Raw genomic sequence first — 24,604 nt, 5'->3', positions numbered from 1 at the left:
CACATCGACATTGCAGCCAGTTCACTACCGCGACTGACCGCTTCCGCCTGCGGATTCAATCGGTCAATGCAACACACCTTTCGAATTGCTGTGCCGGCGTTTGGTAGTGTAGCGTCTTCCTGGGGCGCTCGTTCAGCCTTCTAGCCACCTCATCGAGATTGTCCTGCGAGTAGGCGGAAAGGTCCAGTCCCTTCGGAAAATACTGGCGCAACAGCCCATTGGTATTTTCATTCGAGCCTCGTTGCCACGGATTCTGCGGATCGCAAAAATACACCTGGATATCGGTGGCCAAGGTAAAACGCTTGTGGCCGGCCATCTCTTTCCCTCGATCCCAAGTCAGCGATTTGTAAAGCTCGTGCGGTAACCTGCGGGCATTGTCGATCAGTGCATTGACCACCGTTTCAGTATCCTTACCGGCGACTTTTACGAGCATGACATAACGCGTCTGACGCTCGACCAGCGTCGCAATCTGGCTGTTGTGGCTGCCAAAGAGCAGATCACCTTCCCAATGCCCTGGCACCGCTCGATCCTCTGCCGTTGCCGGACGCTCGCTGATCGATACCGCGTCAGTGATCCGGCCGTGATTGTCCTTCTTCTGGGTGTGGTGGCGTGAGCGGCGCATGATGCGCGTACGTCGCAAGTGCTCCAACAGCTCCTTCTTCAAGGCGCCGCGCGCTTGAATGTAAAGGCTCCGGTAGATCGTCTCGTGCGACACCTGGTACTCCCCGTAGTCCGCAAACAAATGCTTGAGCCAACCCGCGATCTGCTCTGGCGACCACTGTAACTGGAGTTTTGCGGCTACCATATTGGCCAGCATCCGGTTCTCTGCTAGCTTACAGCGTTTGGGGCGGCGCGCCCGATCCCAAGCATGCTGATCCGCCTGATTTGCACGATACTCATCCTGGCCGCCATTACGTCTAATTTCCCGGCTGACCGTCGACGGCGCTCGGCCGAGACGCGCCGCAACCGAACGGATTGACTGGCCCGCGACGACGGAACGAGAAATTTCTTCGCGCTCAGCCAGCGTTAATGCCAGCCGGGATCGGCATCGTGGCGCTGGTCGTATACCACCCGTCTCAGCCAAAATTCTTTGCACTGACGAATGGTTGCGATCGAACATCTGTGCGATCATCTGCAGAGAGTCACCTTGCTTCCAGCGTTCCCACATCATTGCCTTCTGGCTTTCCGTGTAACACATTCGAGGTCTCTGGTTCATTTTCAACACTCCTGTAACCTATGTATCTAGGATAGAGTGTTGCGATCACCGATTGAATCCGCACCCCTTTGCGGTCGTTCGCAGCCACCTCAAATTTGACTCCGGATTTCATCCCGTTTCCAAGGGTAGTAGTCGAGTCAAATACCCAGACCCGCGTGGGCGAGTCGTCCCATGAGCGAAGGCTCAATATCGATAACGATATTTTCATCGCTGAATAGTCCGACAAAGAGCTCCGCTTTGCCCCCCTTAGCACGAACTTTATTGAAGAACTCAGCGTGCCGTGAAAAATTCGCGATTTGCACGTCTAACGCCTGCTCTACCTCAATCGGGTCAGAAATCGTGGTTTCTGATGTGAGTTCTGTAGACCAGTATGAACTCTTATGAATGCCGCCCAGTGGCTTTCCTTTCGGTGAAAATCGCGGGCTTCCTGCCGTCCAGCTATATTTCGGATGGTGTCCAGTGATTTGTGAAAACTCTTCCTGCGGCATATATGGGTGCCAAATTCGTAGAGAAATAACGTACTGATACGGAGTCATATTCTTAAGTCACTATGTTTGTTTAATCTCACCGTGCGTTAATGGCAGAACCCTGCCTCACATCTCATTGATGCTCTAATTTGGCATCCTTGGCGATTATCAGCTAAATGGCGCGGAGAACCACAAACAATCGCACGCTGTAGTAGCCCATACTGTCAGCCCATTGAACGCCTTCAAGACAGCGGATTCCTGATTTCCAAGTTTCATTGTCCTTTAATGCTTCAAATGTGCGTTGTCCAGCGACGTTGCAGAAGAAGAATCGAAACCAGTGCAGTTCACCCATCAGAGAATCAAGTTTGACGACGTTCTCTACTTGAGCAAATAAGTCAGCCGGTATGTCCGCTGTGACTCCTTCTGAGCCACGAGTCCCAAAGTTTCCTATAAATGCAGTATATCGCCTCCCACCAATACTCCAATCTTCCGTTGTTACTTGGGTTTTATCGTTCTGATTCCAAAGTGCAGCAAGCAAGACATGAAAGGAGTTAACTGTGAAGTTCGTCAAGGCATCGTTTAGACCAACTTCGTCTTTTCCGATGCCTGCAAAGCACTCCTCAATCGTCACACCCTCTCTGACAAATGCTTGTACATCTAACCGCCCGTTTGATGAACCTGGAAACCACGTCGCTCTTAAGGCCGGAAGTTCAGCATTTGGAAGAACCCAATCGTTGTGGGTCGTACATTCGATATCGTGGCCCTCGAACAAGCGAACAAGAAAGTCTGATGTCCTAAGGCTCGCAGATTCAGGGATGACCTGTTTCGCAGAAAATCGTCTAAGTAGATATCGCAGCATTTACTATGTAATAAAATTTTTTGAGTTACCGTTCTTGGCCGCTTACGGACTGAGCTGCAACACTCCTCACTAGAGCTGTCCCAATCCAATATTTTGAGCTAGCTTTCGCACGTATTCAGGATGACCTGGATTAGTTTTCTCTGTCATTTGCTGCACCAGCAAGGCTCGAGCCTTCTCAAGGTCGCCTCTCCTCGCAAGAATCACAGCAGCTACTATACGCGGTGGAGTGCCAAAAAACACCCGATCCCGCTCACGATAAGCCAAATCAATAACGGCGTCACGATTCGGAAATTGTTCAAAGAACTTCATGCCTGACCCACGAATTGCGTTCAGCAGGTCATCAATTACACTGGCTGATGCATCAGCATGCCACCACGCCTCCTTATCACCGCCAACCAGTGCTCCGAGACGAGCCCGTATGCAGCAATAATATTCAGGAACCCAGTCTTTATCTACGCCATTGGTTTCGGTAGAAACCTCAGGGACGTATATCCCCAAATTAACGGCGAAGAGTCCATGCATGTTTTCTCGGAAGCCCGGTATGTTTGTGGTACCTGGCGGGTCGGCTGCGCCCATCTGAATTCCGAGCACATGAATTACGCCATCAGGCATCCGTCGATTGAATGTCCGCCCCTTTTTCCGAAAGCCCGCTGCTTTTAGGACAGGATGAAGGGCGGACTGAATCTCATCAACAGCTATAGCAAAAACTGATTTTTCCAATTATAAAACTCGCTTTGGATATTGAACGGCTGCTCCTGGCCGTCGGCCGCCTAACGCAGATGTATTGTACAGTGAGTACCGAGGGCATCTCACCCAAGGTTCGAGTTACTACCCGATTCGTAGCTGACAGAAGAACAAAACGGCCACTCCGATGAATCGTGACCGGTGAGAAGCGCCCAAGCTTCTCGGTGCGAATAAAGAAGAGTTTCGCACCACTGCTCAATCGATTTTGGCATCCGTGTCGGGTCACCTTTTACTGCCTTAAAAAAATCAAAACCCTTCGCCACAACGTAACACCTAGCATAGAGGAAACCGCCGTCTGAGCCACCTGAATCCCCGGCGTTCTCCGCGTAAAGTTCGCCGTCGATTTCGTATAGCTGCTGCGCAAGTTGTTCCTCGAATGCGAAAAGTTCCTCTTCTGTCTTATTAACCAAGACCTCGTACAGGGGGCGAATCGCTACATCCTCGTCACCATCATCGAGCGCTTTAACATCGATTAGAGCAACTAGTCTCCAAAATTCCGATTCGTGCATGAAGTTTTTCTAGCGTGTGCGGTAAGTTATTAAGTACGGATGACCGCTGCTAGCCGGTTGCAGCAATTTTCTAGCCGAAGTCGTTACGGCCGAGAGCTATTTCCCACCATTTTTGAAACTCGTCGGCCGCTATCACCAGTGGTATAAACTGAGGGTCCTTACCTATCTCGTCAATCGATGGAAATTGGCATTCCGCAAGAAAGCTACTGCCACTCGATTGAACAGGACTTGCATAGCTTTGCCGTCCATCCGCGAAAATCTCAACTTTCCGCACCTCTCAGCCAGCCTCATCAAGCTCCGAGTATATTTCTTTTGGCATATCCGATATCTGATGTATCCAACGCACCTTGATGTGCATCATTTCCTTGCTTCCTATTCCGAAAATGGCAACGGCCGTTCTTGGCCAGTTACGGCCGGCGTGAAATATCATCTTTGCGTTCAAAGTCCTTCAACTGCGTGCGAAATCGCTTAGGCAAGAAGTAGCGCAACAGAACTGCAGGATTTAAGATTGTCGCGATGACTGTCGAATCCATTCGTTTCAGCTTGAGAAGGAAGATGACAGCAACTCCGCATGCAATAGCCCATCCTATATAAACCAATATCCGCGCGCCTGCTAAGAATACAAACAAACAGGCAAGGACGGCAATAATAACAAGTCCGACCAGGAAATCGACTGGCTTTTTCTTCATCTCTTCCCTTAATTTCCTGAACAGCCGCTACTGGCCGGTTATGGCCAAAACCTAAGCCTCGACTTCCGCTCCATCCTGGTCATAGTAGCGCAGACCACCATAGCATTCTGACTTTCCGGACCATCGTGCGGTTGCGACGATAGGAAGCGAAAGGCTCAACTCAGATATGGCACTATTAAAAGCCGCCACCTCAGCAGCGCTAGGCCGTACCTCGCCACGCCAAAGCGAATGCCACCTACCCTGAAGATACACGGAAAACGATTTTGAGCCATCAAACATACCGTCAAATTCTTGACCACCTTTAAAACGAAATGTGGCTAGTTCCAGTTCAACTACCGCCGTGCTGAATTTCTGATGCAACTCAGGAATTGCCCATTCAAAACCGTCGAAGCCGTCATTGTCGTCGCAAAAATAACACCAACGGCAAAGACGCAAATCCTCAACAGTAATTTCTTCTATTCGCTTTGGAGCGTACATTCAACTTACCTATTTTTTGATGGGCTGCTTCTGGCCGGTCTCGGTCTAACGCACTTCAGCAAATGTGCCGATGCATTTCTGCATGGCGGTCCTCAAGCGGCTATAGTCGAGGTCCTTGGGAATGCGCAATGGCCGCTCAGGCAACTTCTCGACAATCACTTGACTTAGGTAGTTCACCATATTTTTTGGTTCCACACGTAATAGCGCCTTATCTTCCACAGAAATGTGCAGGGCCAGGCAGCGTTGCTCCTCGCCTGTCGTCGGGTGCTTGTATTTACTTAGTCTTGACGGCTTAGGTAGCTTACTTATCTCACCAGCTTCGTCGATGTAATAGGAAATAACTACAATCATAAGGCTGTCCAAGCCGCCACCGAATTCTGCATCGGCCATCGCAGCATTTAGCCAGTCTTCAATCTTGCACAACGGGGCTATAACAAGCTTGGCCTCATCCTCATACGTTATTGACGTTACTCGAAATCGCATTAAAAGTCTTTATTGAAATTCCTGCTGAAGGTCTGCTTCTGGCCGGTTTCGGCCATCCCAATGCGCTCCGGCGATTTGAGAACGAACCTTAAGAACTGCGCTCCCGGCCTCCTGCAAACCTGCGAAACGCAGCTGAGTGTGAATGATAGCGGCATCTAGTTTGGCAGGGCCAATTTCAAACATTTCTCCTGGCGCGTATTCCTCGCCATACTCAGAAAATTCGTAGTCCTCGCATTCGTGGACGTGCACGATGCAAATATCATCAGAGTCGGCCAATCGGAAAGAGAAATCGATTCGGCGGTTTTTAATAAGCAGTCTGGCCAGCCGGTCTATCATCTCGCCAATGCTAAGTTCACTCATCTAAATTCCTCTAAGCCTAGGTGCAAGGCGCGAGCGGCAGCTCTTGGCGATTTCCGCCGATGTGCAAGGATACCATCTTGCTCAACTGAAAACGTCACCAATTATCACATCGCCTGCGGGTCCGCACCAGAACAAGCAAGGCGCATAGTAGAGTTCCCATCTAGGAGGTCTATCATGAACAATCAAGTGAAAGGTTCTGGCCAATCTACGCCGTGGAACAAGGGTAAGTTGGTCGGGCAAAAAGCGCCGCTACGTATAAGCGAAATCTGGGCAATTCGCGTTCGCTTGGAAATCTTCGGCAGGGCCCGGGACTTGGCACTCTTCAACTTGGCCATCGACAGCAAATTGCGTGGCTGCGACTTGGTCCAGCTGCGCGTCAACGATGTATGCCATGGAGGCCGTGTGGCAGCGCGGGCCAGCGTGATGCAGCAGAAAACCAAGCAACCCGTCCAGTTCGAACTTACCGCAGGAACCAGGAAAAGCTTGGCGGACTGGATAGCGGCAGCAGCCCTGCGCCACGGCGATTTTCTTTTTCCCAGTCGAATCTCAGAATCGCCGCACATTTCGACTAGGCAGTACGCGCGTATTGTTCACCAATGGTTCGACGAAATAGGCTTTGACCCGACGGCATACAGCACGCACACGATGCGCCGGACGAAGCCAACACTCATCTACCGGCGCACAAAAAATTTGCGTGCGGTGCAGCTGTTGCTGGGCCATACGCGCCTCGAGAGCACCGTACGATATCTGGGCATCGAAGTAGATGACGCACTCGAGATGGCCGAGCAGACAGACGCTTAAGAGCATGGGCGGCACCAGCAGTCGCCCCACTGCGGACACTCGCTGAGCGGCGTGTTTATGCCACTTTAGACCGAACTTTTTCAAAGCGCGCGCACTCAACTTTAGTGAGCCTAAAGTATTAGCCAGGATACGAATCATCCTCACAAAAAATCGGGTCGAAAATGACCGTATCCCCACCGCCTCCATCAGCCCAGCCGTAAATCCTTGCGGCTTGCCCGAAGCATTGTTCAATCCATTTCCTATCTGCCTCCAAGTTTGTAGGGAAATCGTAAAAGCTGACTTCGAAGGTATCGTCCCCTCTGCTGCGAATATCGAACCAGTGCCGCATAAAATACAGCAAGTAATGATTTTGCAGACAGGTTTCTCGCGAGAGTGCGCCTGTTTGGAACATGAATGCGTTGCGCTGACGGTCCTCGGCAAGTCGGAAGTCATTGAGGTACATTCTGCCGACCCGTTCCGCCATAGGCGTGTCTTTCGCTGAGGCCGCTAGTTCAGAAATTTCCTGAATGGTCGGATATCGGTTGATATGAAATGTCATTCGGTAGCAGTTTTTGAAGACGAGATGTACGGTATATTCAGACGATAGCAAGCGGCGTTAGCGGTAGTGTCCGGTTCTGGCAGCCAACGGTCAGATGAGGGCAAAGCCAGTTGCAATCGCTATTACCATGCCGCTTCCAAGGAGAACTATCTCAAATAGCCGCTTTTTCAGTCTCGGCTTTTCGGTTCTCAAGTAGCCAATCACACCCAACAAAATTCCGGTGGTGGAGAATATGCCACAGACAAAAATGCAAAAGGCAAGCAGTGCGAACATTTCAGTTCCACAAACATAGTTACCACTACTTGCTTGCACTTTCGCCCACTGTGAAAACATCCAATTCTGATACATAAAGTAGACCAGAGGAACTATAGACGTCGCGCCTAGCGCAAATGACCAGAACCTAAACGATTTCATTGATTTAAGCATGCCACCAAAAACCCTATTGTAAACCCGTCATTCTCATGATTCCACATGAACGGCAACCCTTGGCCGGAAGCGGTAGTTTGTCATAGTTTAGTCCAAGTTTCCTTGCCGTCGAAGGTGTAAATTAGACCGGACGAAATAGGACCATCCCCGGTAATCACAGGCCAGTCCAACCTGAACTGATAAATGTACTGCGGGAGAAGACAATGGCTATTGGTACTCAAATCAACAACTGCTGTGCGCCGCTCATATTTGGTTGGCATCGCGCTAAAGGCAAAATAACGGGAGCATAATGAAAAACCAAACATGCAACCCCACGCATATCCTGGGTACGGATTTCCGTCAATTGCGAGCAAATGATATGAGTCTCCGTGCGGCGGCTCGCCGTCATACAGAAGCTCTATCTCATGCTCTTTGTCCGGGGAAATCAGAAGAAAGTTTCCCATGCCAAGGGACTTGTGGCGCTCATTGCTCGAAAATTTAACTCGTTGCATACATTTCCTCAGCTTGAGAATGTCTGCTCCTGGCCGATAGTGACATCTCACGGCGCGTCCCTCAGGTCCCGTCCCGACGTAGGGCAAAATACAGGCATGTGCCCGCTGCAAAAAGACTCGCTAGCGCGACTGAGCCCCACCAGCGCAGGTTGATTACTAACCTTTCTCCTTGGTAGAGGCTTAGCGCCTGAAGCACCCCAAGTACGCTGTAGCAAGCAAGTATCGCAAAGACAAACCCCGCAATGACGAACCACCTCTTCCGGGCTGAATGTTTCACACTGAGGCGCTTTCATTCTCTATTCGTTCGTACCGCTCAAGGACCACTCTTGGCCGCATGCTGACGTTCTTCGGCAACTGGATCTGTTGGCCCAAGACACCTCGTTCGACAATTTTTCGCAGCCTTGGGCTTTCTTCTTAATTTCTTAGGGAAACGCAGCATCCCTCTTCAGCAGCCGCGAAAGCGCTTGCGATGCCTAGCCCAACACCTTGAAATGTGCAGTTATCGCCGTCCTCACTTGCCCCAGTTCGATCATCTGTAGTCAGCATAACATGTTGCCGAGGTGAAAAATTCACGAATTATCACAACAATGGCTTTACCTGCCGTCGGCGGAATGAAACGGCTGCAAAACGCAAAAAGCCCAACCGTTTAAGGCTGGGCTCCAAGCTTGCGGCTATGTTCTGGCTCTCCGGCATGGACTCAAACCGGGGATAATTTTTCAAGATCCTAGATCACTCTTGCGGATTTTGATCCTGCTTCGGCAGGTCGATCCCCGCATTTAACTCTGCCGAACCCGTAGGCTTCTCTATTAAAGGGAGCGGAACCAAGTTCAAAACATTCCCATCCTTATCCTTCTCGAGCTTGTAAGGAACGTGAATCTCCACCGGACTGAAGGCCCGAGTGTCCCGCGAGATCAGGCGCCGATTCGATAATCTGGCTGTCGCAAGCACAATCGCATCAGCAGTCTTGGGTATCCTTACCCCGGCGGCCTTCGCGGCACGCCGCATTGCGGCCGCCTCTTCCGCAACCTCTGCATCGACGTCATACAGGACAAATCCCCGCATCACCGCGCGCATATCTTCCAACTCATGTGAGCTGGCGGCAGGCAATGACATAACTTCGGACCAAGTAATAGTAGAGATGGCTACGTCATCGTACCTTGCGAGCTCGTCCAATGCCTCTTTAATTCCGTCGAAGTGGTCGATAAGAATGTTCGTGTCGAAAATGACCTTTACCATTCGGCGCGCAGCCTCCTCTGGTAGTCCAGGCCGTCGATACCTTTCCCAGCCCACATGCCGGCAGTGCGTTCAAGCAAACGCTTGCGCTCCTCCAGCGGCACTGTGGGATGCGCGCCACGGTCCCTGACCGACACACTGACGCTGGCTTGGCCTACTTTTACGCTGATAGGCATACTGCCGTGCGAAGCCTGACGTACGTATTCTGTGATCGCAGAACGTACGATCTCCGCCACTGCACGGTTCTCCGCCCGACCCAGCTCAGCGACCACCGCCGCAAGCTGATCGTCCACTTCGATCGTCAATCGGGTCATGACATACCTCATGTCGCCTATCATTGAGAGCAGTGTATAACATTTCAGATGGGACCTGCCAAAGCAAAAAGCCCAACCGTTTAAGGCTGGGCTCTACGCTTGCTGCTATGTTCTGGCTCCCCGACCTGGACTCGAACCAGGGACCTGCGGATTAACAGTCCGTCGCTCTACCAACTGAGCTATCAGGGAATTGCTTCGAACCGCACTTTTCGTTCAGCTCGAAGAAGCAAGATTTTAGAGTACTTTGGCGATGGCGTCAACCACCTTGTCGATATTGGTCGAGTTCAGCGCGGCCACGCAGATGCGGCCGGTGTCCACGGCGTAGATCGATTCGGCGCGCAGCGCGTCCACTTGCGCTTTGGTCAGGCCCGAGTACGAGAACATGCCGACCTGCTCGCGCACGAATTCGAAGTCGTGCGCAGGCGCTTTCTCTTTCAGCTTCTTGACGAAAGTATCACGCATTTCCTTGATGCGCACGCGCATGCCGGCCAGCTCGTCTTCCCACAGCTGGCGCAGTTCCGGCGTGGCCAGCACGGTGGCCACAACTTTGCCGCCGTGTACCGGCGGGTTCGAGTAGTTGGTGCGCACGACGCGCTTCAGTTGCGACATCAGGCGCAACGCTTCGTCGGCCGATGCGGCCACCACGCTCAGGGCGCCCACGCGCTCGCCGTACAGCGAGAACGACTTGGAGAAGGAATTCGACACCAGCAGCGGCACGCCGGTGGCGGCAAAGCGGCGCACCACGGCGCCGTCTTCGGCGATGCCGGAGCCGAAGCCCTGGTAAGCCATGTCCAGGAACGGCACCAGGCCGTTCGCGGCAACGACGGCGATGATCTGGTCCCACTCGGCCGAGCTCAGGTCGGCGCCGGTCGGGTTATGGCAGCAGGCGTGCAGCAGCACGATGGAGCCGGCCGGCATGGCCTTCAGGTCGGCCAGCATGCCGGCGAAGTTCACGCCGTGGGTGGCCGCGTCGTAGTAGGTGTAGTTGTTGACCTTGAAACCGGCGCTTTCGAACAGTGCGCGGTGGTTTTCCCAGCTCGGATCGCTGATGTAGACTTGCGCGCCCGGCGCGAAACGCTGCAGGAAGTCGGCGCCGATTTTCAGCGCGCCGGTGCCGCCGATGGCTTGCACGGTCACTGCGCGTTTCTCTTGAATTATGGCGCTGTCGGCACCAAATACCAGCTCCTGCACCGCCTTGTCGTAAGCCGCCAGGCCTTCGATCGGCAGATAGGTACGCGGGGTAGGCTGCTGGATCAGCGCCGCTTCCGCCTTCTGCACGCACGACAGCAGCGGCACTTTGCCGTTGTTGTCATAATAGACGCCTACGCCCAGATTGATCTTGGCGGGGTTGGTGTCGGCATTAAAGGCCTCGGTGATGCCGAGGATAGGGTCGCGCGGGGCCATCTCGATGGCGCTGAAAACGGAAGGGTTCGTCATGATAAGATTGAATTCGATTAGGAGCGGTTCGCAGCGGAAGCTTGCTGGCGCCCGAACAAAATCCGGTTTTAAGCGCCAGCAATCGCATATTCTATCAAAGGTCTGACCTCATGGCTGAAACGCAAGCTATAAATTCCGCAGCACCGACCGTCGTCACCTTCCCGGATTCCCCCTTCAAGCTGCACCAGCCCTTCCCGCCGGCGGGCGACCAGCCGACCGCGATCGACAGTCTGTGCGAGGGGATAGACGACGGTTTGTTCTTCCAGACGCTGCTCGGCGTGACCGGTTCCGGCAAGACGTACACCATGGCCAACGTGATCGCCCGCAAGGGCCGTCCCGCCATCGTGTTCGCGCCGAACAAGACGCTGGCCGCGCAGCTCTACAGCGAGTTCCGCGAGTTCTTCCCGGAGAACGCGGTCGAATACTTCGTCTCCTACTACGATTACTACCAGCCGGAAGCCTACGTGCCGCAGCGCGACCTGTTCATCGAGAAGGATTCCTCGATCAACGAACACATCGAGCAGATGCGTCTGTCCTGCACCAAGTCGCTGATGGAACGGCGCGACGTGGTGATCGTGGCCACCGTGTCGGCCATCTACGGTATCGGTAACCCGAGCGAATACCACCAGATGATCTTGACGCTGCGCCAGAAGGACCGCGTGGCCCAGCGCGACATCATCGCGCGCCTGATCCAGATGCAGTACACCCGCAACGAGGTGGACTTCGGGCGCGGCACCTTCCGCGTGCGCGGCGACACCATCGACATCTTCCCGGCCGAGCACGCCGAGCTGGCGGTGCGCCTGGAGCTGTTCGACGACGAGCTCGAATCGATCCAGCTGTTCGACCCGCTCACCGGCCGCGTCAAACAGAAGATCCCGCGCTTCACGGTCTACCCCGGCTCGCATTACGTGACGCCGCGCTCGACCGTGCTGCGCGCGATCGAGACCATCAAGGTCGAGCTGCGCGAACGGCTGGAGTTCTTCCGCCAGGAGAACAAGCTGATCGAGGAGCAGCGCATCGAGCAGCGCACCCGCTTCGACCTCGAGATGATGGCCGAGATCGGTTTCACCAAGGGCATCGAAAACTACTCGCGCCACCTGAGCGGCGCCCTGCCCGGCCAGCCGCCGCCGACCTTGATCGACTACCTGCCGCAGGACGCGCTGATGTTCCTGGACGAGTCGCACGTGCTGATCGGCCAGCTGTCGGCCATGTACAACGGCGACCGTTCGCGCAAGACCAACCTGGTGGACTACGGTTTCCGGCTGCCGTCCGCGCTGGACAACCGGCCGCTGAAGTTCGAAGAGTTCGAATCGAAAATGCGCCAGACCGTGTTCGTCTCGGCCACCCCGGCCGACTACGAGAACAAGCGCGCCGACCAGGTGGTGGAACAGGTGGTGCGCCCGACCGGCCTGGTGGACCCTATGGTCATCGTGCGTCCGGCCCGCACGCAGGTGGACGACCTGATGTCCGAGATCCAGGACCGCGTCGCCAAGAACGAGCGCGTGCTGGTGACCACGCTGACCAAGCGCATGGCCGAGCAACTGACCGAATACCTGACCGACCACGGCATCAAGGTGCGCTACCTGCACAGCGATATCGAGACCGTGGAACGCGTGGAAATCCTGCGCGACCTGCGCATCGGCACCTTCGACGTGGTGGTCGGCATCAACCTGCTGCGCGAGGGCCTGGATTTGCCCGAGGTGTCGCTGGTGGCCATACTGGACGCGGACAAGGAAGGCTTCCTGCGTTCCGAGCGTTCCCTGATCCAGACCATAGGCCGCGCGGCGCGTAACCTGAACGGCGTGGCGCTGCTGTACGCGGACCGCATGACCGATTCGATGGAGCGTGCCATCGGCGAGACCGAGCGCCGGCGCAACAAGCAGATCGCCTTCAACGCCGCCAACGGCATCGTGCCGCGCGGCGTGCACAAGGTGATCAAGGACATGATAGACGGCGTCTACAGCCCGCAGGACGCGCGCGAGCAACTGGAGGTGGCGCAGGAGGCGGCCAAGTACGAGGCCATGAGCGAGAAGCAGGTCAGCAAGGAAATCAAGCGCCTGGAGAAGCAGATGATAGACCACGCCAAGAACCTGGAGTTCGAAAAAGCCGCGCAGGTGCGCGACCAGCTGCATGTGCTCAAGCAGCAGCTGTTCGGCGCCCCCGGCGCGGACATCATCAGCTGACCGACTGCACCACGCGCTGCGACGCCGGGCGGATTGCCAGCCCCGGCGCCGCAGCGAACACCCCCGCAATGAACTCGATGAAGACCGACGCGCGGTGCGGCAGCAGCCTCTCGGCTGAGTAGACCGCGTTCAGCGGCGTCAGCGGCGCCGCGTGCGCGGTCAGCAGCGGCTGCAGCCGCGGCTCCGGCTGCTGCGCCTGCGTTGTGCCTATGTATTCCATCACCATCCAGGCCGGCAGATACGCTGTCCCCAAGCCGCCCAGCGCCGCGCGCGCTTACAAGGTCTTGACGAACTCGCGGATGCCGCCCAGCAGCATCTCGATCGACATCGCGGCCAGGATCAGGCCCATGAGGCGTTCGAACGCGGTCATCACTTGCGGGCCGAGCACCTTCTGCAGGCGCTCGGCGCCGAGGAACACGGCCAGCCACACCAGCACCACCGCGGCCAGCGCGGCCACGTGGATCAGCACTTCGCCGGTGCTCTCGCGCGAGAACAGCAGCACCGTGGCCAGTGCCGACGGACCGGCCAGCGCGGGGATCGCCAGCGGCACGATGAACGGCTCGCCGCCCTCGCTGCGGCCCAGCACACCGTCCGGGTGCGGGAAGATCATGCGGATGGCGATCAGCAGCAGGATCACGCTGCCGGCGATGCGCAGCGACGCTTCGGACAGCTGCAGCGCTTCAAGGAAGTGGCGGCCGAAGAACATGAACAGCAGCAGCACCACGAAGGCGATCATGCATTCGCGGAATACGACCTTGGGACGCCGCGCCGGAGGCACCGGCGCCAGCGCGGTGGCGAACAGCGGCACGTTGCCGAATGGGTCGGTCACGAGCAGCAGCAGGATGAAGGTCTGAAAAAAATTCTGGGTCATTACGAGCTTTCCGGGCTTGGCGGGCCGAGCCGGCGCACCAGGCCGGAGTTTACTACATGGTCCAGGCCCTGCGGCGAATGCTGATAGAATCGCCGCATGCGCCGACTGCTTTTAATCCTGCTGCTTGCTGTTTTGCCGCTCCAGTATGCCTGGTCGGCGGCTGCCGCCTATTGCGGGCATGAACAGGGAAAGAGCCAGCATTTCGGCCACCACGCGCATCATCACAATATGCAAGCCGAGCCCGGGCACGCTGGCGATGCTGCTGACGACAGCGCCGGCGGCAATGACAATGGCCATGGCAAACCCGCCGGCAAAGCCGAGGTGCATGCCGATTGCGCCGTCTGCCATCACGCCGTGCAGGCATCCCTGCTCTCGGCGATGGCGCCGCCGCCCACAGCGGCTGGCGCGGCATACCCGCCGCCATCCGATCCCCGCTTCTCTTCGCATATAGCCGACGGGCCGAAAAAGCCCGACTGGCATCCCGCTGCCTAGCGCGGCGGGACTCTCCACCATTTTCTGAAGTCCCGTCGAATTTTTTTCCCTATACTGGAGAATTCGGATGGTCAAATTCCTTTGGCCGCTAGCCATGGCGACGCTTGTCGCGCCCATGCATGCGGCAGCACAAGAACCGCAAGCGGTTCTCACCTTGCGCGCCGCCCTGGCGCTGGCCGCGCAAGCCAACCCTGCCCTGTCGGCGGCCCGCTTCGAAGTGGAGGCGCAGGACGGCCTTGTACTGCAAGCGTCCGCCCGCCCCAACCCCTTGCTGTCTTTCGAGCGCATTGGCCGCAGCGGCAGCGCCGAAGCGGACGGCGAACGCAGCTATCAGCTCAGCCAGCCGCTGGAGCTGGGCGGCAAGCGCGCGGCGCGCATGGCAGCCGCCGAGCGCGGGCGCGACGCCGCCAGCGCGGCGCTCGAAGCGCGGCGCGCCGAACTGCACGCGGACGTCGTGACGGCCTTCAACGATGTGCTCGTGGCGCAGGAGCGCCTGCGCCTGGCGCAGGAGGCCAACGAACTGGCGCAACGCGCCACCCTGGTTGCAAACCGGCGCGTGGCAGCCGGCAAAGTGTCGCCGGTCGACGAGACCAAAGCCAAGCTGGCGGAGGCGCAAGTGCGGCTGGAGGCAAGCAGCGCCTCGTCGGCCCTCGCGTCCGCGCGGCAACGGCTCGCGTCGTACTGGACGCAGCCAACGCCGCGCAGTGGAACGCCTGCCTCTGGTTCAAATATATACCTTGAGTCCCATGCGCGCATGACTAGCCATGCGGCAAACGGCGAGCAGGCGGCGAGCGATGCGCATGCGATTTCGTCCGGGCAGACAGCCGGTGGCAGGCAGGCGGCGAACGCTGCCGGCGCGGCGTACATGGCAGGCGGAGCGCCGGGCACGCTCTTTGACCGCGTCGAGGGCGACATCGGTGCGCTGCCCGCCCTGCCCGACGGAGCGGTGCTGGCGAACTGGCGCGAGCGCTCGCTGGCGCTTGGCCCGGCACGGCTGGAGGTGGCGCGGCGCGAAGCGGTGACGCAGCTTGAGCTGGCCAACCGCGCGCCGGACCTGACGGTTAGCCTGGGCGGCAAGCGCATGGCGGCCCCTGCCCGCAGCCAGACCGTGATCGGCCTGTCCCTGCCGCTGCCGCTGTTCGACCGCAACCAGGGCAACGTCCTGGCGGCGCAGCGGCAGGCCGACAAGGCGGGCGCCGAACTGGCCGCTGCCGCCGTGCGGCTGGAGTCCGAGCTGACGCAGGCGGTGCAAGCTTTGCAGTCTGCGCGGCAGACCGTGGACACGCTGCGGCGCGAAATCCTGCCGGCGGCGCAGCAAGCCACCGAAGCCGCCACCAAAGGCTTCGAATTCGGAAAACACAACTTCCTCGATGTGCTGGACGCGCAGCGCACGCTGCTGCAAGCGCGGGCGCAATACCTGTCCACGCTGTCGGACGGCCACCGTGCCGCCGCCGCCATCGAACGCATCCTCGGCCACAGCGCGCCGAACAACGAACATTGAACCGCCATGAGACTGACCAGAAAACAAACCACCGCCATCGCAGTCATCGTACTGTCCGGCGCGGCGCTCGCCGCCTTGATCCTGCGCCCTGACGCGCAACCGGTAGCCACAGCCGGGGCCGCGCACAAGAAAATGGATGGGCGCGGGGACCAGCGGGCGCAAGGCGAAAGCGGCGCGGCGCAAGGCCACAAACACGCAGCGCAGGACGACACGGCTGTCGGGCATGGCGAGAAAGCCACGCTGCAAGGAACCGGCAAGGCATCGCACGAAGAGCAAGCCGGGGCGCACGGCAATGACGGCGCAGCGCACGGCAAGCCCGTGCACGCGGAAGCCGCGCCGCAGGCCGTCTTCAGCGGGGAGCAGATCACATCCTCCGGCATCGCGCTGGCTGTGGCGGGACCGGCACCGATCGCGCCGGCGATCACGCTGTCGGGCCAGATCCGCTACGACGGTGACCGCACGGCGCACGTGGTGCCGCGCGCAGCGGGCATGGTCGAACAGGTCAACGCGGAGCTGGGCCAGCAGGTCAGAAAAGGACAAGTGCTGGCCGTGCTGTCCAGCCGCGAGCTGTCCGAACTGCGCAGCGAACTACTGTCGGCCCGCCAGCGCCAGTCGCTGGCGCAGACGCTGCTGGCGCGCGAGCGCAAGCTGTGGGAAGAACGCATCTCGGCCGAACAGGACTACCTGCAAGCGCAGCAGCACGCCAATGAAGCCGGCATCGCCGTGCGCAACGCGCAGCAGAAGCTGGAGTCGCTGGGCGCCGGCGGCCTGCCTGCCTCCGGTCCATTGAACCGCTACGAAGTGCGCGCGCCCTTCGACGGCACAGTGCTCGAGAAGCACATCGCCGCCGGCGAAGCGGTAAAGGAAGACGCCAACATCTTCACGCTGTCCGACCTGTCCAGCGTCTGGGCCGAGTTCGCGGTGACTGCGCCCCATCTCGACGCCGTGCGCGTCGGCCAGCAAGCGTCCGTGCAGTCCGTCAGCTCCGGCGCCAGCGCGGCCGGCACCGTGGCCTACGTCGGCGCCCTTCTGGGCGAGCAGACGCGCGCGGCGACCGCCCGCATACGGCTGAAAAATCCCGGCACCGCCTGGCGCCCCGGCCTGTTCGTCAACGTCAGCGTGTTCCCGCCTTCCGAAAACGGGGCAACGGCGGCGGTGGCGGTGCAAACCAGCGCTGTGCAGACGCTGGACGGCAAGCCGGCGATCTTCGTGCGCACGCCCGCCGGTTTCGCGGCGCACGCGGTGACGCTGGGCCGCAGCGACGGCAAGCTGGTGGAGGTGCTGTCGGGCCTCGCGCCGGGCGCGCAGTACGCGGCTGCAGGCAGTTTCGCCGTCAAGGCCGAACTGGGCAAGTCCGACAACGAACACGCCCACTGAGGCGAAAGGCGAACCATCATGTTTGAACCACTGATACGCGGCGCCATCGCGCAGCGCTGGCTGGTGATGCTGGCCGTGCTGGGCATGGCTGTCCTCGGCGTCTACAACTACCAGCGCCTGCCGGTCGACGCGGTGCCGGACATCACCAATGTCCAGGTGCAGATCAACACGGCCGCGCCAGGCTACTCGCCGCTGGAAACCGAACAGCGCATCTCGCTGCCGCTGGAAACGGCCATGGCCGGCCTGCCGCAGCTTGAGCAGACGCGTTCCCTGTCGCGCTACGGCCTGTCGCAGATCACCGTCACCTTCAAGGACGGCACCGACATCTACTTTGCGCGCCAGCTTGTGAACGAACGCCTGCAGGCAGCCCGCGCGCGCCTGCCCGGGGACGTCTCCCCCGCCCTCGGCCCGATCTCCACCGGCCTCGGCGAAATCTACCTGTGGACGGTGGAAGCCAGGGAAGGCGCGAAGAAGCCGGACGGCACGGCCTACACGCCGACCGATCTGCGCGAGATCCAGGACTGGATCATCAAGCCGCAACTGCGCACCGTGCCCGGCGTGACCGAGATCAATTCCATCGGCGGCTACGCCCGCGAATACCAGGTGGCGCCGCATCCCGACAAGCTGGCCTCCTACGGCCTGTCCGTGCGCGACGTGGTCGCCGCACTGGAGCGCAACAACGGCAGCACCGGCGCAGGCTACATCGAACGCAACGGCGAGCAGCTGCTGGTGCGCGCGCCCGGCCAGCTGGCAACGATGGACGACATCGCCAACGTGGTGCTCACCAGCGCCGACGGCATCCCGGTGCGTATCCGCGACATCGGTGACGTGGTGGAAGGCCGAGAACTGCGCACCGGAGCCGCCACCGAGAACGGCCGCGAAGTGGTGCTCGGCACGGTGTTCATGCTGATCGGCCAGAACAGCCGCACGGTGTCACGCGCGGTGGACCAGCGCATGGAGCAGATCAACCGCAGCCTGCCTGCGGGCGTGCACGCCGTCACCGTGTACGACCGCACCACCCTGGTGGACAAGGCCATCGCCACCGTGCGCACCAATCTGCTGGAAGGCGCGGTGCTGGTGGTGGCGGTGCTGTTCGCCTTCCTCGGCAACTTGCGCGCGGCGCTGATCACCGCCATGGTGATACCGCTGTCCATGCTGTTCACCTTCACCGGCATGGTGTCGTACAAGGTGAGCGCCAACCTGCTCAGCCTTGGGGCCCTGGACTTCGGCATCATCGTCGACGGCGCAGTGGTCATCGTCGAGAACTGTGTGCGGCGGCTGGCGCACGCGCAGGCCGCCCAGGGCCGTCCGCTGACGCGCAGCGAGCGCATGGATGAAGTGTTCGCCGCCGCGCATGAGGCGCGCAGGCCCCTGCTGTTTGGACAGCTCATCATCATGGCCGTGTACCTTCCCATCTTCGCGCTCAGCGGCGTGGAAGGCCGCATGTTCCATCCCATGGCGCTGACGGTAGTGATCACGCTATTCGGCGCCATGGTGCTGTCGATGACATTTGTTCCGGCGGCAGTGGCACTGTTCATCGGCGAGCGCGTCAGCGAAAAGGAGAACGCGATGATGCGCACGGCCGCACGCTGCTACGCCCCCGCACTGGAGCGCTCCATGGCAAACAAGCCGGTGGTGCTGACATTCGCGGCGGTGGCAGTGCTGCTGGCCACGCTGCTGGCCGCGCGCATGGGCAGCGAATTTGTGCCCAGCCTGGACGAAGGCGACATCGCGCTGCAAACGCTGCGCATACCCGGCACCAGCCTGACGCAATCGGTCACGATGCAGCAGCAGCTGGAACGCAAGCTGATGAAAGAGTTCCCCGAGATCGAGCGCGTGTTCGCCCGCATCGGCACGGCGGAAGTGGCGTCGGACCCGATGCCGCCCAACAGCGCGGACGGCTTCATCATGTTCAAGCCCCGCGAGCAGTGGCCCCAGCCGCGCAAGACGCACGCGCAGCTGGAGGCGGCGATCAGCGCCAGCGTTGAGCAACTGCCTGGCAACAGCTACGAATTCTCGCAACCCATCCAGCTGCGTTTCAACGAACTGATTTCAGGCGTACGCAGCGACGTGGCGGTAAAGGTGTTCGGCGACGACATGGCAGTGCTGAACCAGACCGCCGAACAGATCTCGGCCACGCTGGCGCGTGTGCCCGGCGCCAGCGAGGTGAAGGTGGAACAGACCAGCGGTCTGCCGGTGCTGACGGTGGCCATCGACCGCGCCAAGCTGGCGCGCTATGGCCTGAACTCGGCCGACATACAGGAAACGGTGGCGGCGGCCGTGGGCGGCCAGCGGGCAGGCGATGTATTCCAGGGCGACCGGCGCTTCGATATCGTGGTGCGGCTGCCGGAACAGATGCGCAGCGATCTCAATGCGATCCGCCGCCTGCCGATTGCATTGCCGCCGGCGCAGGGCCGCAGAGCGCTCAGCGGAAGCGCTGGCGCAGACGGCGGCGCGGGCGCGAGCGGCAGCGCGAGCGCGAGCGGCGGCGCCGGCGGCAGCGGATTCATCCCGCTGGGTGAAGTGGCCACGCTGGAAGTCGCGCCCGGGCTGAACCAGGTCAGCCGCGAACAGGGCAAGCGGCGCGTGGTGGTCAGCGCCAATGTGCGCGGGCGCGACATCGGCTCCTTCGTGGCGGACGCCGAGCAGGCCATACGCCGGCAGGTGAAGCTGCCCTCGGCCTACTGGATCGCCTGGGGCGGGCAGTTCGAGCAACTGCAGTCCGCTAGCGAGCGCCTGAAGCTGGTCGTGCCGGCCGCGCTGCTGCTGGTGCTGGGTTTGCTGTTCGCGATGTTCGGCAATCTGAAAGATGGGCTGCTGGTGTTCAGCGGCATACCGTTCGCGCTGACCGGCGGCATCGCCGCGCTGTGGCTGCGCGGGCTGCCGCTGTCGATTTCGGCGGCGGTGGGCTTCATCGCGCTGTCCGGTGTCGCGGTGCTCAATGGACTGGTGCTGATCTCCTTCATCCGCAGCCTGCGTGAGCAAGGCAAGCCGCTGGACGAGGCGATCCGCGAGGGCGCGCTGGGCCGCCTGCGACCCGTGCTGATGACGGCGCTGGTGGCCGCGCTGGGCTTCGTGCCGATGGCGCTGGCCTCCGGCACCGGCGCCGAAGTGCAGCGGCCGCTGGCCACCGTCGTGATAGGCGGCATACTCTCGTCCACCGTGCTGACCATGCTGGTGCTGCCGCTGCTGTACCGGCTCGCCCATGGGGGATCCGCCAATCAGGTGTCCGTGCCCCGCTGCTGCACCAGCGCCATGGCAAACTGGCCGTTGCCGACCGACCAATCCGAATAGTCGTTCTCGTGCATGAAAATAAAAACGTCCTTGGGTGACACCTTGGCATCGGCCTCCAGGTTTTCCGCGATTTTAGCGTACAACGATTTTTTCATTGCATCGCTGCGGCCGCGGCGCATGGTGATCTCGACGACCACCACGCTGTCCGAGCGGGCCACGCCGTTGAATTTCCTATCGTAGAAAAAGTCCTCGGGATCGTATTCGGATACCAGGTTGAACAACTCGTCGGCCGGCATGTTGATGCTCTCGACCAGCGCGCGGTGCACGCCTTGAACGATGGCCACCTTCTGTACGGGGCTGGTGCCTTTCTTTAATGCGAGACGAATAAACGGCATGCGATTCCTTGGGATGTGAAAAGAAAGAGTATATTCATGTATAAAAGTGAATAAAATATACACATTTCATGCAAATTCACGATACAGAACCATGCGCGAACAAGAGCAAGCGCCTGAAGCGACGGGTTACCGATACCGGCACATAGCCGATGCCATAGAACGGCGCGTCGAGGCCAACCACTGGATGTGGGACGAGCGCCTGCCATCGGTGCGGCATTTCATGAGCGAATACGAGGCCAGCATGTCGACGGTGGTGCGCGCCTTGATCCTGCTGGAAAGCGCGGGGGTGCTGCGCTCGGTACCGCGTTCCGGCTGGTATCTGGCGCGCAAGCCGGCTGCGGCGCAGCAGCCTGCAAACGGCACGGCCGCGACCGCGCCGGCACCGCAGGCCGGGGTCGACGAATTGGTGCTGCGCGTGCTCTCGCCCTCGCCCAAGGAGGGGCCGCAGCTGTTCTCCATGGGATCGACGACGCTCGACCCAAGCCTGGTCCCGGTGCGCTCGCTCAACCGCTCGATGGCGGCCGTGGCACGCACCCCATGCCACCTGGGCGCGCTGCCGGCGCTGGGCCACTACGGCCTGCGCATGCAGATCGCCAAGCTCATGGCCGGGCGCAACGTCCACGTCGCACCCGACGACATCCTGATCACCTCGGGCGACGGCCACTGCCTGGATACCATCTTGCAAATCCTGGTGCCGCCAGGCGGCTTGGTGGCCGTGGAATGCCCCACTTATTTCGGCAATTTGCAGGCCATCGAAGCGCTCGGCCTGCGCGCGCTCGAACTGGCCACCGACAACGAGACCGGAATCGATCTCGAGGCGCTCGCCCGCGCGTTCGAAAAGGAAACGATCAGCGCCGTCATCGTCACGTCCAATTGCCAGAATCCGCTGGGCTTCACCATGTCGCAAGCGGCGAAAATCGCCTTGCTCGAACTGGCCGGCCGGCACGGCGCAACCGTCATCGAGGATGACGTTTACGGCGACCTGTATTTCCAGAGGCGCAATTCAGCCGCGCTGCTCAGCTACGACCACGGCGGCCGCTTGGTCTATTTTTCCTCGTTTTCCAAGACCCTCTCGTCCAGCTGGCGGATCGGCTGGGTCATTCCCGGGATGTGGAAGACGCGCCTGCTCGAACAGAAGACCGTGCGCGCGGCCAGTCCCAGCGCCCTGCCCCAGGCAGTGCTGGCGCACTATCTGGCCAAGCGCGACTATCAACGTCATGTGTCCCATTTACGCGAGGTTTTTTCATCTCAGGTGGCGCGCATCAGGGAGGCCGTCCTGCGTTATTTCCCGGCCGGCACGCGGGTGACGGAACCCAGCGGCGGCTACGTGTTCTGGATCGAACTGCCGGGTAACATCGACGCTGTGCGTTTGAGCGAGCTGGCGTTCGAACAAGGCGTGAACGTCGCACCCGGCATCATTTTCTCGTCCGGCCGGCAATTCCAGCGCAACATTCGCCTCAGCATAGGCGCGCCCTTTTCACAGCGGATCGAAACGGCGATCGAGACGGTGGGCGCTGCGGCAATGGAACTGGCCGCCCGGCAATGCGCTTGACTGCCCCTGCTTTGCGCTGCGGGTTCAGACGTAAAAAAAGCGGCCCTCGGGCCGCTTCCTTTGCACTGCGTCGCCAAACTTACGCCGAGGCTTCGCCCTTCTTGATCCACGCCGCCAGCTGGTGCGGGCGGATGCCGTCGTAGTCTTCGAACGGCTGGTGGATCCACGGGTTGTGCGGCAGTTCTTCCATCTGGTAGTCCGGACGGAACGCCGAGCTGCCCTTGGTCCAGATCACGGCCGACTTCACCTCGGTCACGCCTTCGAAGTTTTCCTTCAAATGCTGCATGACTTTGATCAGGGTGACACCCGAATCGGCCAGGTCGTCGACCAGCAGAATGCGGCCGGACAGAGGACCCTTGGTCATCGTCATGTACTTGGCGATGTCCAGGTCACCCTGCACCGTGCCCTTGTCGGCACGGTAGGAACTGGTCGACAGGATGGCCAGCGGCACGTCGAAAATGCGGGAGAACACGTCGCCCGGACGCACGCCGCCGCGCGCCAGGCACAGGACCATGTCGAACTTCCAGCCCGATTCATAGACCTTGAGCGCCAGGCGCTCGATCAGGCGGTGGTACTCGTCCCAGGACACCCACAGGTGCTTTTCGTTGGATTCAGGGGTGCTCATTCGTTCTATCCTTCTTTACTCGTAAGGATGGCGCAGTACGATAGTTTCTTCGCGGTCAGGACCGGTCGATACCATATCCACTGGCACGCCAACCAGTTCTTCGATGCGCTTGATGTAAGCGCGCGCGTTTGCAGGCAGCGCCGCCAGCGATTTTGCGCCGACCGTGCTTTCGCTCCAACCAGCCATCTCTTCGTAGATGGGCTGGCAGCGGGCCGCGTCCTCTGCGCCGACCGGGAAGATGTCCACGGTGCGGCCGTCCAGCGTGTAGCTGGTGCAGATTTTGATGGTTTCCAGGCCGTCCATGACGTCCAGTTTGGTGATGCACATACCGGACACGCCGTTGATCTGGACCGAGCGGCGCAGCAGCGCGGCGTCGAACCAGCCGCAGCGGCGGGCGCGGCCCGTCACGGTGCCGAACTCGTGGCCGACCGACGACAGGTGGTGGCCGACGCCTGCATCGGTAGGCAGTTCCGAAGGGAAGGGGCCGGAGCCGACGCGGGTGGTGTAGGCCTTGGTGATGCCCAGGATGTAGTGCAGCATGCCGGGACCGACGCCGGCGCCGGCGGCGGCGTTACCGGCCACGCAGTTCGACGACGTGACGAAGGGGTAAGTGCCGTGGTCGACGTCCAGCAGCGAGCCTTGCGCGCCTTCGAACAGCAGGTTGCCGCCGGCCTTGTGGGCGGCGTACAGGGCGCTCGACACGTCGGCCACCATGGGACGCAGGCGCGGCACGTAGGCCAGCGCATCGTCCAGGGTCTTCTGGTAGTCGACCTTCGGGGCCTTCAGGTAGTTTTCCAGCACGAAGTTGTGGTAGTCCAGGTTTTCGCGCAGTTTCTCGGCGAAACGCTCTTCGTTCAGCAGGTCGGCGATACGGATCGCGCGGCGTGCGACTTTGTCTTCGTAGGCAGGGCCGATGCCCTTGCCGGTGGTGCCGATCTTGGCGGCGCCGCGGGCCGTTTCACGGGCGGCGTCCAGTGCGCTGTGGTATGGCAGGATCACTGGGCAGGCTTCGGAGATCTTCAGGCGCGAGGCGACTTCGACGCCGACCGCTTCCAGCTTGTCGATTTCGCGCAGCACGTCCGGCACCGACACCACCACACCGTTGCCGATGTAGCAGGCCACGCCTGGACGCATGATGCCCGACGGGATCAGCTGCAGCGCGGTCTTGACGCCGCCGATGACCAGCGTGTGGCCGGCATTGTGGCCGCCCTGGAAACGCACCACGCCTTGGGCGTGGTCGGTCAGCCAGTCAACAATTTTACCCTTGCCCTCATCGCCCCATTGGGTGCCGATGACAACCACGTTCTTTGCCATATTTTTTTTCGACATC

General features: G+C 59.8%; 28 protein-coding genes and 1 tRNA gene. 7 read left to right on the top strand and 22 right to left on the bottom strand.

The genetic code is table 11. The features are described from left to right. Positions 1-55 precede the first annotated feature (55 nt). The 10 genes from ACSQ8Y_RS02600 to ACSQ8Y_RS02555 all read right to left on the bottom strand — a co-directional run bounded on the left by ACSQ8Y_RS02600 (position 56) and on the right by ACSQ8Y_RS02555 (position 5,804). On the bottom strand, positions 56-1,216 hold the full coding sequence (locus ACSQ8Y_RS02600; RefSeq protein WP_436264906.1) for an IS30 family transposase: 1,161 nt from the start codon (positions 1,214-1,216) through the stop codon (positions 56-58). Between the two features lie 137 nt (positions 1,217-1,353). Next, entirely contained in the window at positions 1,354-1,704 is a 351-nt protein-coding gene (locus ACSQ8Y_RS02595) for a hypothetical protein (RefSeq protein ID WP_436264905.1), read from the bottom strand. A 151-nt stretch (positions 1,705-1,855) separates the two neighbouring features. Continuing rightward, positions 1,856-2,542, bottom strand: coding sequence for a DUF6348 family protein (locus ACSQ8Y_RS02590; protein ID WP_436264904.1), 687 nt, complete (start codon positions 2,540-2,542; stop codon positions 1,856-1,858). Between the two features lie 69 nt (positions 2,543-2,611). Next, positions 2,612-3,262 (bottom strand): DUF4304 domain-containing protein, encoded by a 651-nt coding sequence (locus ACSQ8Y_RS02585; protein WP_436264903.1) that lies wholly within the window; start codon positions 3,260-3,262, stop codon positions 2,612-2,614. A gap of 89 nt (positions 3,263-3,351) precedes the next feature. Beyond that, positions 3,352-3,795 (bottom strand): DUF4240 domain-containing protein, encoded by a 444-nt coding sequence (locus ACSQ8Y_RS02580; RefSeq protein WP_436264902.1) that lies wholly within the window; start codon positions 3,793-3,795, stop codon positions 3,352-3,354. 70 nt (positions 3,796-3,865) lie between these two features. Continuing rightward, positions 3,866-4,069 (bottom strand): DUF6881 domain-containing protein, encoded by a 204-nt coding sequence (locus ACSQ8Y_RS02575; RefSeq protein WP_436264901.1) that lies wholly within the window; start codon positions 4,067-4,069, stop codon positions 3,866-3,868. Positions 4,070-4,202: 133 nt separating this feature from the next. Then, positions 4,203-4,484 carry a hypothetical protein gene (locus ACSQ8Y_RS02570; RefSeq protein ID WP_436264900.1) on the bottom strand — a complete coding sequence of 94 codons (282 nt, stop codon included), beginning with the start codon at positions 4,482-4,484 and terminating at the stop codon, positions 4,203-4,205. A 51-nt stretch (positions 4,485-4,535) separates the two neighbouring features. Beyond that, positions 4,536-4,961, bottom strand: coding sequence for a hypothetical protein (locus tag ACSQ8Y_RS02565; protein ID WP_436264899.1), 426 nt, complete (start codon positions 4,959-4,961; stop codon positions 4,536-4,538). Positions 4,962-5,006: 45 nt separating this feature from the next. After that, on the bottom strand, positions 5,007-5,351 hold the full coding sequence (locus tag ACSQ8Y_RS02560; RefSeq protein WP_436264898.1) for a hypothetical protein: 345 nt from the start codon (positions 5,349-5,351) through the stop codon (positions 5,007-5,009). 102 nt (positions 5,352-5,453) lie between these two features. Next, entirely contained in the window at positions 5,454-5,804 is a 351-nt protein-coding gene (locus ACSQ8Y_RS02555) for a hypothetical protein (protein WP_436264897.1), read from the bottom strand. A 174-nt stretch (positions 5,805-5,978) separates the two neighbouring features. On the opposite strand from ACSQ8Y_RS02555, the gene ACSQ8Y_RS02550 reads away from it, so the two are divergent. Then, on the top strand, positions 5,979-6,605 hold the full coding sequence (locus ACSQ8Y_RS02550; RefSeq protein ID WP_436264896.1) for a tyrosine-type recombinase/integrase: 627 nt from the start codon (positions 5,979-5,981) through the stop codon (positions 6,603-6,605). A 118-nt stretch (positions 6,606-6,723) separates the two neighbouring features. Here the strand turns inward: ACSQ8Y_RS02550 and ACSQ8Y_RS02545 are convergent, their stop codons facing one another. The 7 genes from ACSQ8Y_RS02545 to ACSQ8Y_RS02515 all read right to left on the bottom strand — a co-directional run bounded on the left by ACSQ8Y_RS02545 (position 6,724) and on the right by ACSQ8Y_RS02515 (position 11,044). Beyond that, complete coding sequence (locus ACSQ8Y_RS02545; protein ID WP_436264895.1) at positions 6,724-7,143, bottom strand: hypothetical protein; 420 nt, start codon at positions 7,141-7,143, stop codon at positions 6,724-6,726. Positions 7,144-7,233: 90 nt separating this feature from the next. Further along, positions 7,234-7,416: a hypothetical protein gene (locus ACSQ8Y_RS02540; RefSeq protein ID WP_436264894.1), complete on the bottom strand. Its 183-nt coding sequence runs from the start codon at positions 7,414-7,416 to the stop codon at positions 7,234-7,236. Positions 7,417-7,649: 233 nt separating this feature from the next. After that, positions 7,650-8,060, bottom strand: coding sequence for a hypothetical protein (locus ACSQ8Y_RS02535; RefSeq protein WP_436264893.1), 411 nt, complete (start codon positions 8,058-8,060; stop codon positions 7,650-7,652). A gap of 729 nt (positions 8,061-8,789) precedes the next feature. Next, a complete protein-coding gene (locus tag ACSQ8Y_RS02530) occupies positions 8,790-9,296 on the bottom strand; it encodes a PIN domain-containing protein (protein WP_436264892.1) in 507 nt (168 codons plus the stop codon). Next, a complete protein-coding gene (locus tag ACSQ8Y_RS02525; RefSeq protein ID WP_436264891.1) occupies positions 9,290-9,607 on the bottom strand; it encodes a ribbon-helix-helix domain-containing protein in 318 nt (105 codons plus the stop codon). The genes ACSQ8Y_RS02530 and ACSQ8Y_RS02525 overlap by 7 nt, the downstream gene beginning before the upstream one ends. 113 nt (positions 9,608-9,720) lie before the next feature. Then, positions 9,721-9,796 (bottom strand) — tRNA-Asn (locus ACSQ8Y_RS02520). 45 nt (positions 9,797-9,841) lie between these two features. Beyond that, positions 9,842-11,044 (bottom strand): aromatic amino acid transaminase, encoded by a 1,203-nt coding sequence (locus ACSQ8Y_RS02515; RefSeq protein WP_436264890.1) that lies wholly within the window; start codon positions 11,042-11,044, stop codon positions 9,842-9,844. 110 nt (positions 11,045-11,154) lie between these two features. Between ACSQ8Y_RS02515 and uvrB the strand changes: the two genes are divergently transcribed. Then, entirely contained in the window at positions 11,155-13,227 is a 2,073-nt protein-coding gene (uvrB, locus tag ACSQ8Y_RS02510) for an excinuclease ABC subunit UvrB (RefSeq protein WP_436264889.1), read from the top strand. On the opposite strand, the gene ACSQ8Y_RS02505 is transcribed toward uvrB, so the two are convergent. Together ACSQ8Y_RS02505 and ACSQ8Y_RS02500 are read right to left on the bottom strand one after the other, a co-directional pair. After that, positions 13,220-13,447, bottom strand: a complete 228-nt coding sequence (locus ACSQ8Y_RS02505; RefSeq protein ID WP_436264888.1) for a hypothetical protein — start codon at positions 13,445-13,447, stop codon at positions 13,220-13,222. The two genes, uvrB and ACSQ8Y_RS02505, sit on opposite strands and share 8 nt — an antisense overlap. Before the next feature lie 54 nt (positions 13,448-13,501). Continuing rightward, a complete protein-coding gene (locus ACSQ8Y_RS02500) occupies positions 13,502-14,098 on the bottom strand; it encodes a MarC family protein (RefSeq protein ID WP_436264887.1) in 597 nt (198 codons plus the stop codon). A 96-nt stretch (positions 14,099-14,194) separates the two neighbouring features. On the opposite strand from ACSQ8Y_RS02500, the gene czcI reads away from it, so the two are divergent. The 4 genes from czcI (at position 14,195) to ACSQ8Y_RS02480 (ending at position 20,762) form a co-directional block, all read left to right on the top strand. Then, on the top strand, positions 14,195-14,590 hold the full coding sequence (czcI, locus tag ACSQ8Y_RS02495) for a cation efflux protein, CzcI family (RefSeq protein ID WP_436264886.1): 396 nt from the start codon (positions 14,195-14,197) through the stop codon (positions 14,588-14,590). 67 nt (positions 14,591-14,657) lie between these two features. Continuing rightward, positions 14,658-16,091, top strand: a complete 1,434-nt coding sequence (locus ACSQ8Y_RS02490) for a TolC family protein (RefSeq protein WP_436264885.1) — start codon at positions 14,658-14,660, stop codon at positions 16,089-16,091. A gap of 6 nt (positions 16,092-16,097) precedes the next feature. Continuing rightward, complete coding sequence (locus ACSQ8Y_RS02485) at positions 16,098-17,468, top strand: efflux RND transporter periplasmic adaptor subunit (RefSeq protein WP_436264884.1); 1,371 nt, start codon at positions 16,098-16,100, stop codon at positions 17,466-17,468. Positions 17,469-17,486: 18 nt separating this feature from the next. Next, positions 17,487-20,762, top strand: a complete 3,276-nt coding sequence (locus ACSQ8Y_RS02480) for a CusA/CzcA family heavy metal efflux RND transporter (RefSeq protein ID WP_436264883.1) — start codon at positions 17,487-17,489, stop codon at positions 20,760-20,762. Here the strand turns inward: ACSQ8Y_RS02480 and ACSQ8Y_RS02475 are convergent. Then, entirely contained in the window at positions 20,690-21,097 is a 408-nt protein-coding gene (locus tag ACSQ8Y_RS02475; protein WP_436264882.1) for a tautomerase family protein, read from the bottom strand. The genes ACSQ8Y_RS02480 and ACSQ8Y_RS02475 overlap by 73 nt on opposite strands. A 91-nt stretch (positions 21,098-21,188) precedes the next feature. Here ACSQ8Y_RS02475 and ACSQ8Y_RS02470 point away from each other — a divergent pair, with 91 nt between their 5' ends. After that, on the top strand, positions 21,189-22,649 hold the full coding sequence (locus ACSQ8Y_RS02470; RefSeq protein WP_436264881.1) for a PLP-dependent aminotransferase family protein: 1,461 nt from the start codon (positions 21,189-21,191) through the stop codon (positions 22,647-22,649). 79 nt (positions 22,650-22,728) lie between these two features. Here ACSQ8Y_RS02470 and ACSQ8Y_RS02465 read toward each other — a convergent pair whose 3' ends face one another. Both ACSQ8Y_RS02465 and ACSQ8Y_RS02460 read right to left on the bottom strand, forming a co-directional pair. Beyond that, positions 22,729-23,274, bottom strand: coding sequence for a phosphoribosyltransferase (locus tag ACSQ8Y_RS02465; protein ID WP_436264880.1), 546 nt, complete (start codon positions 23,272-23,274; stop codon positions 22,729-22,731). 15 nt (positions 23,275-23,289) lie between these two features. Next, the gene (locus tag ACSQ8Y_RS02460) at positions 23,290-24,603 is read right to left on the bottom strand and encodes an adenylosuccinate synthase (protein ID WP_436264879.1); all 1,314 of its coding nucleotides are present in this window, start codon (positions 24,601-24,603) and stop codon (positions 23,290-23,292) included. Position 24,604: the final 1 nt, after the last annotated feature.

Origin of the sequence: Pseudoduganella sp. LjRoot289 (genome assembly GCF_964252925.1) — a bacterium.
GTDB lineage: Bacteria > Pseudomonadota > Gammaproteobacteria > Burkholderiales > Burkholderiaceae_D > Rugamonas.
The sequence above is the reverse complement of the archived record's forward strand: the minus strand, read 5'-3'. Positions and strand labels throughout refer to the sequence as shown.

Coding starts and splice junctions, on each gene's coding strand:
- ACSQ8Y_RS02500 (WP_436264887.1), bottom strand. CDS start 14,098: ATGACCCAGAATTTTTTTCAGACCTTCATCCTGCTGCTGCTCGTGACC.
- ACSQ8Y_RS02560 (WP_436264898.1), bottom strand. CDS start 5,351: ATGGCCGATGCAGAATTCGGTGGCGGCTTGGACAGCCTTATGATTGTA.
- ACSQ8Y_RS02565 (WP_436264899.1), bottom strand. CDS start 4,961: ATGTACGCTCCAAAGCGAATAGAAGAAATTACTGTTGAGGATTTGCGT.
- uvrB (WP_436264889.1), top strand. CDS start 11,155: ATGGCTGAAACGCAAGCTATAAATTCCGCAGCACCGACCGTCGTCACC.
- ACSQ8Y_RS02595 (WP_436264905.1), bottom strand. CDS start 1,704: ATGCCGCAGGAAGAGTTTTCACAAATCACTGGACACCATCCGAAATAT.
- ACSQ8Y_RS02555 (WP_436264897.1), bottom strand. CDS start 5,804: ATGAGTGAACTTAGCATTGGCGAGATGATAGACCGGCTGGCCAGACTG.
- ACSQ8Y_RS02465 (WP_436264880.1), bottom strand. CDS start 23,274: ATGAGCACCCCTGAATCCAACGAAAAGCACCTGTGGGTGTCCTGGGAC.
- ACSQ8Y_RS02530 (WP_436264892.1), bottom strand. CDS start 9,296: ATGGTAAAGGTCATTTTCGACACGAACATTCTTATCGACCACTTCGAC.
- ACSQ8Y_RS02600 (WP_436264906.1), bottom strand. CDS start 1,216: ATGAACCAGAGACCTCGAATGTGTTACACGGAAAGCCAGAAGGCAATG.
- ACSQ8Y_RS02550 (WP_436264896.1), top strand. CDS start 5,979: ATGAACAATCAAGTGAAAGGTTCTGGCCAATCTACGCCGTGGAACAAG.
- ACSQ8Y_RS02540 (WP_436264894.1), bottom strand. CDS start 7,416: ATGTTCGCACTGCTTGCCTTTTGCATTTTTGTCTGTGGCATATTCTCC.
- ACSQ8Y_RS02535 (WP_436264893.1), bottom strand. CDS start 8,060: ATGCAACGAGTTAAATTTTCGAGCAATGAGCGCCACAAGTCCCTTGGC.
- ACSQ8Y_RS02460 (WP_436264879.1), bottom strand. CDS start 24,603: ATGTCGAAAAAAAATATGGCAAAGAACGTGGTTGTCATCGGCACCCAA.
- ACSQ8Y_RS02545 (WP_436264895.1), bottom strand. CDS start 7,143: ATGACATTTCATATCAACCGATATCCGACCATTCAGGAAATTTCTGAA.
- ACSQ8Y_RS02515 (WP_436264890.1), bottom strand. CDS start 11,044: ATGACGAACCCTTCCGTTTTCAGCGCCATCGAGATGGCCCCGCGCGAC.
- ACSQ8Y_RS02505 (WP_436264888.1), bottom strand. CDS start 13,447: ATGGAATACATAGGCACAACGCAGGCGCAGCAGCCGGAGCCGCGGCTG.
- ACSQ8Y_RS02490 (WP_436264885.1), top strand. CDS start 14,658: ATGGTCAAATTCCTTTGGCCGCTAGCCATGGCGACGCTTGTCGCGCCC.
- ACSQ8Y_RS02470 (WP_436264881.1), top strand. CDS start 21,189: ATGCGCGAACAAGAGCAAGCGCCTGAAGCGACGGGTTACCGATACCGG.
- ACSQ8Y_RS02485 (WP_436264884.1), top strand. CDS start 16,098: ATGAGACTGACCAGAAAACAAACCACCGCCATCGCAGTCATCGTACTG.
- ACSQ8Y_RS02580 (WP_436264902.1), bottom strand. CDS start 3,795: ATGCACGAATCGGAATTTTGGAGACTAGTTGCTCTAATCGATGTTAAA.
- ACSQ8Y_RS02525 (WP_436264891.1), bottom strand. CDS start 9,607: ATGACCCGATTGACGATCGAAGTGGACGATCAGCTTGCGGCGGTGGTC.
- ACSQ8Y_RS02480 (WP_436264883.1), top strand. CDS start 17,487: ATGTTTGAACCACTGATACGCGGCGCCATCGCGCAGCGCTGGCTGGTG.
- ACSQ8Y_RS02590 (WP_436264904.1), bottom strand. CDS start 2,542: ATGCTGCGATATCTACTTAGACGATTTTCTGCGAAACAGGTCATCCCT.
- czcI (WP_436264886.1), top strand. CDS start 14,195: ATGCGCCGACTGCTTTTAATCCTGCTGCTTGCTGTTTTGCCGCTCCAG.
- ACSQ8Y_RS02570 (WP_436264900.1), bottom strand. CDS start 4,484: ATGAAGAAAAAGCCAGTCGATTTCCTGGTCGGACTTGTTATTATTGCC.
- ACSQ8Y_RS02475 (WP_436264882.1), bottom strand. CDS start 21,097: ATGCCGTTTATTCGTCTCGCATTAAAGAAAGGCACCAGCCCCGTACAG.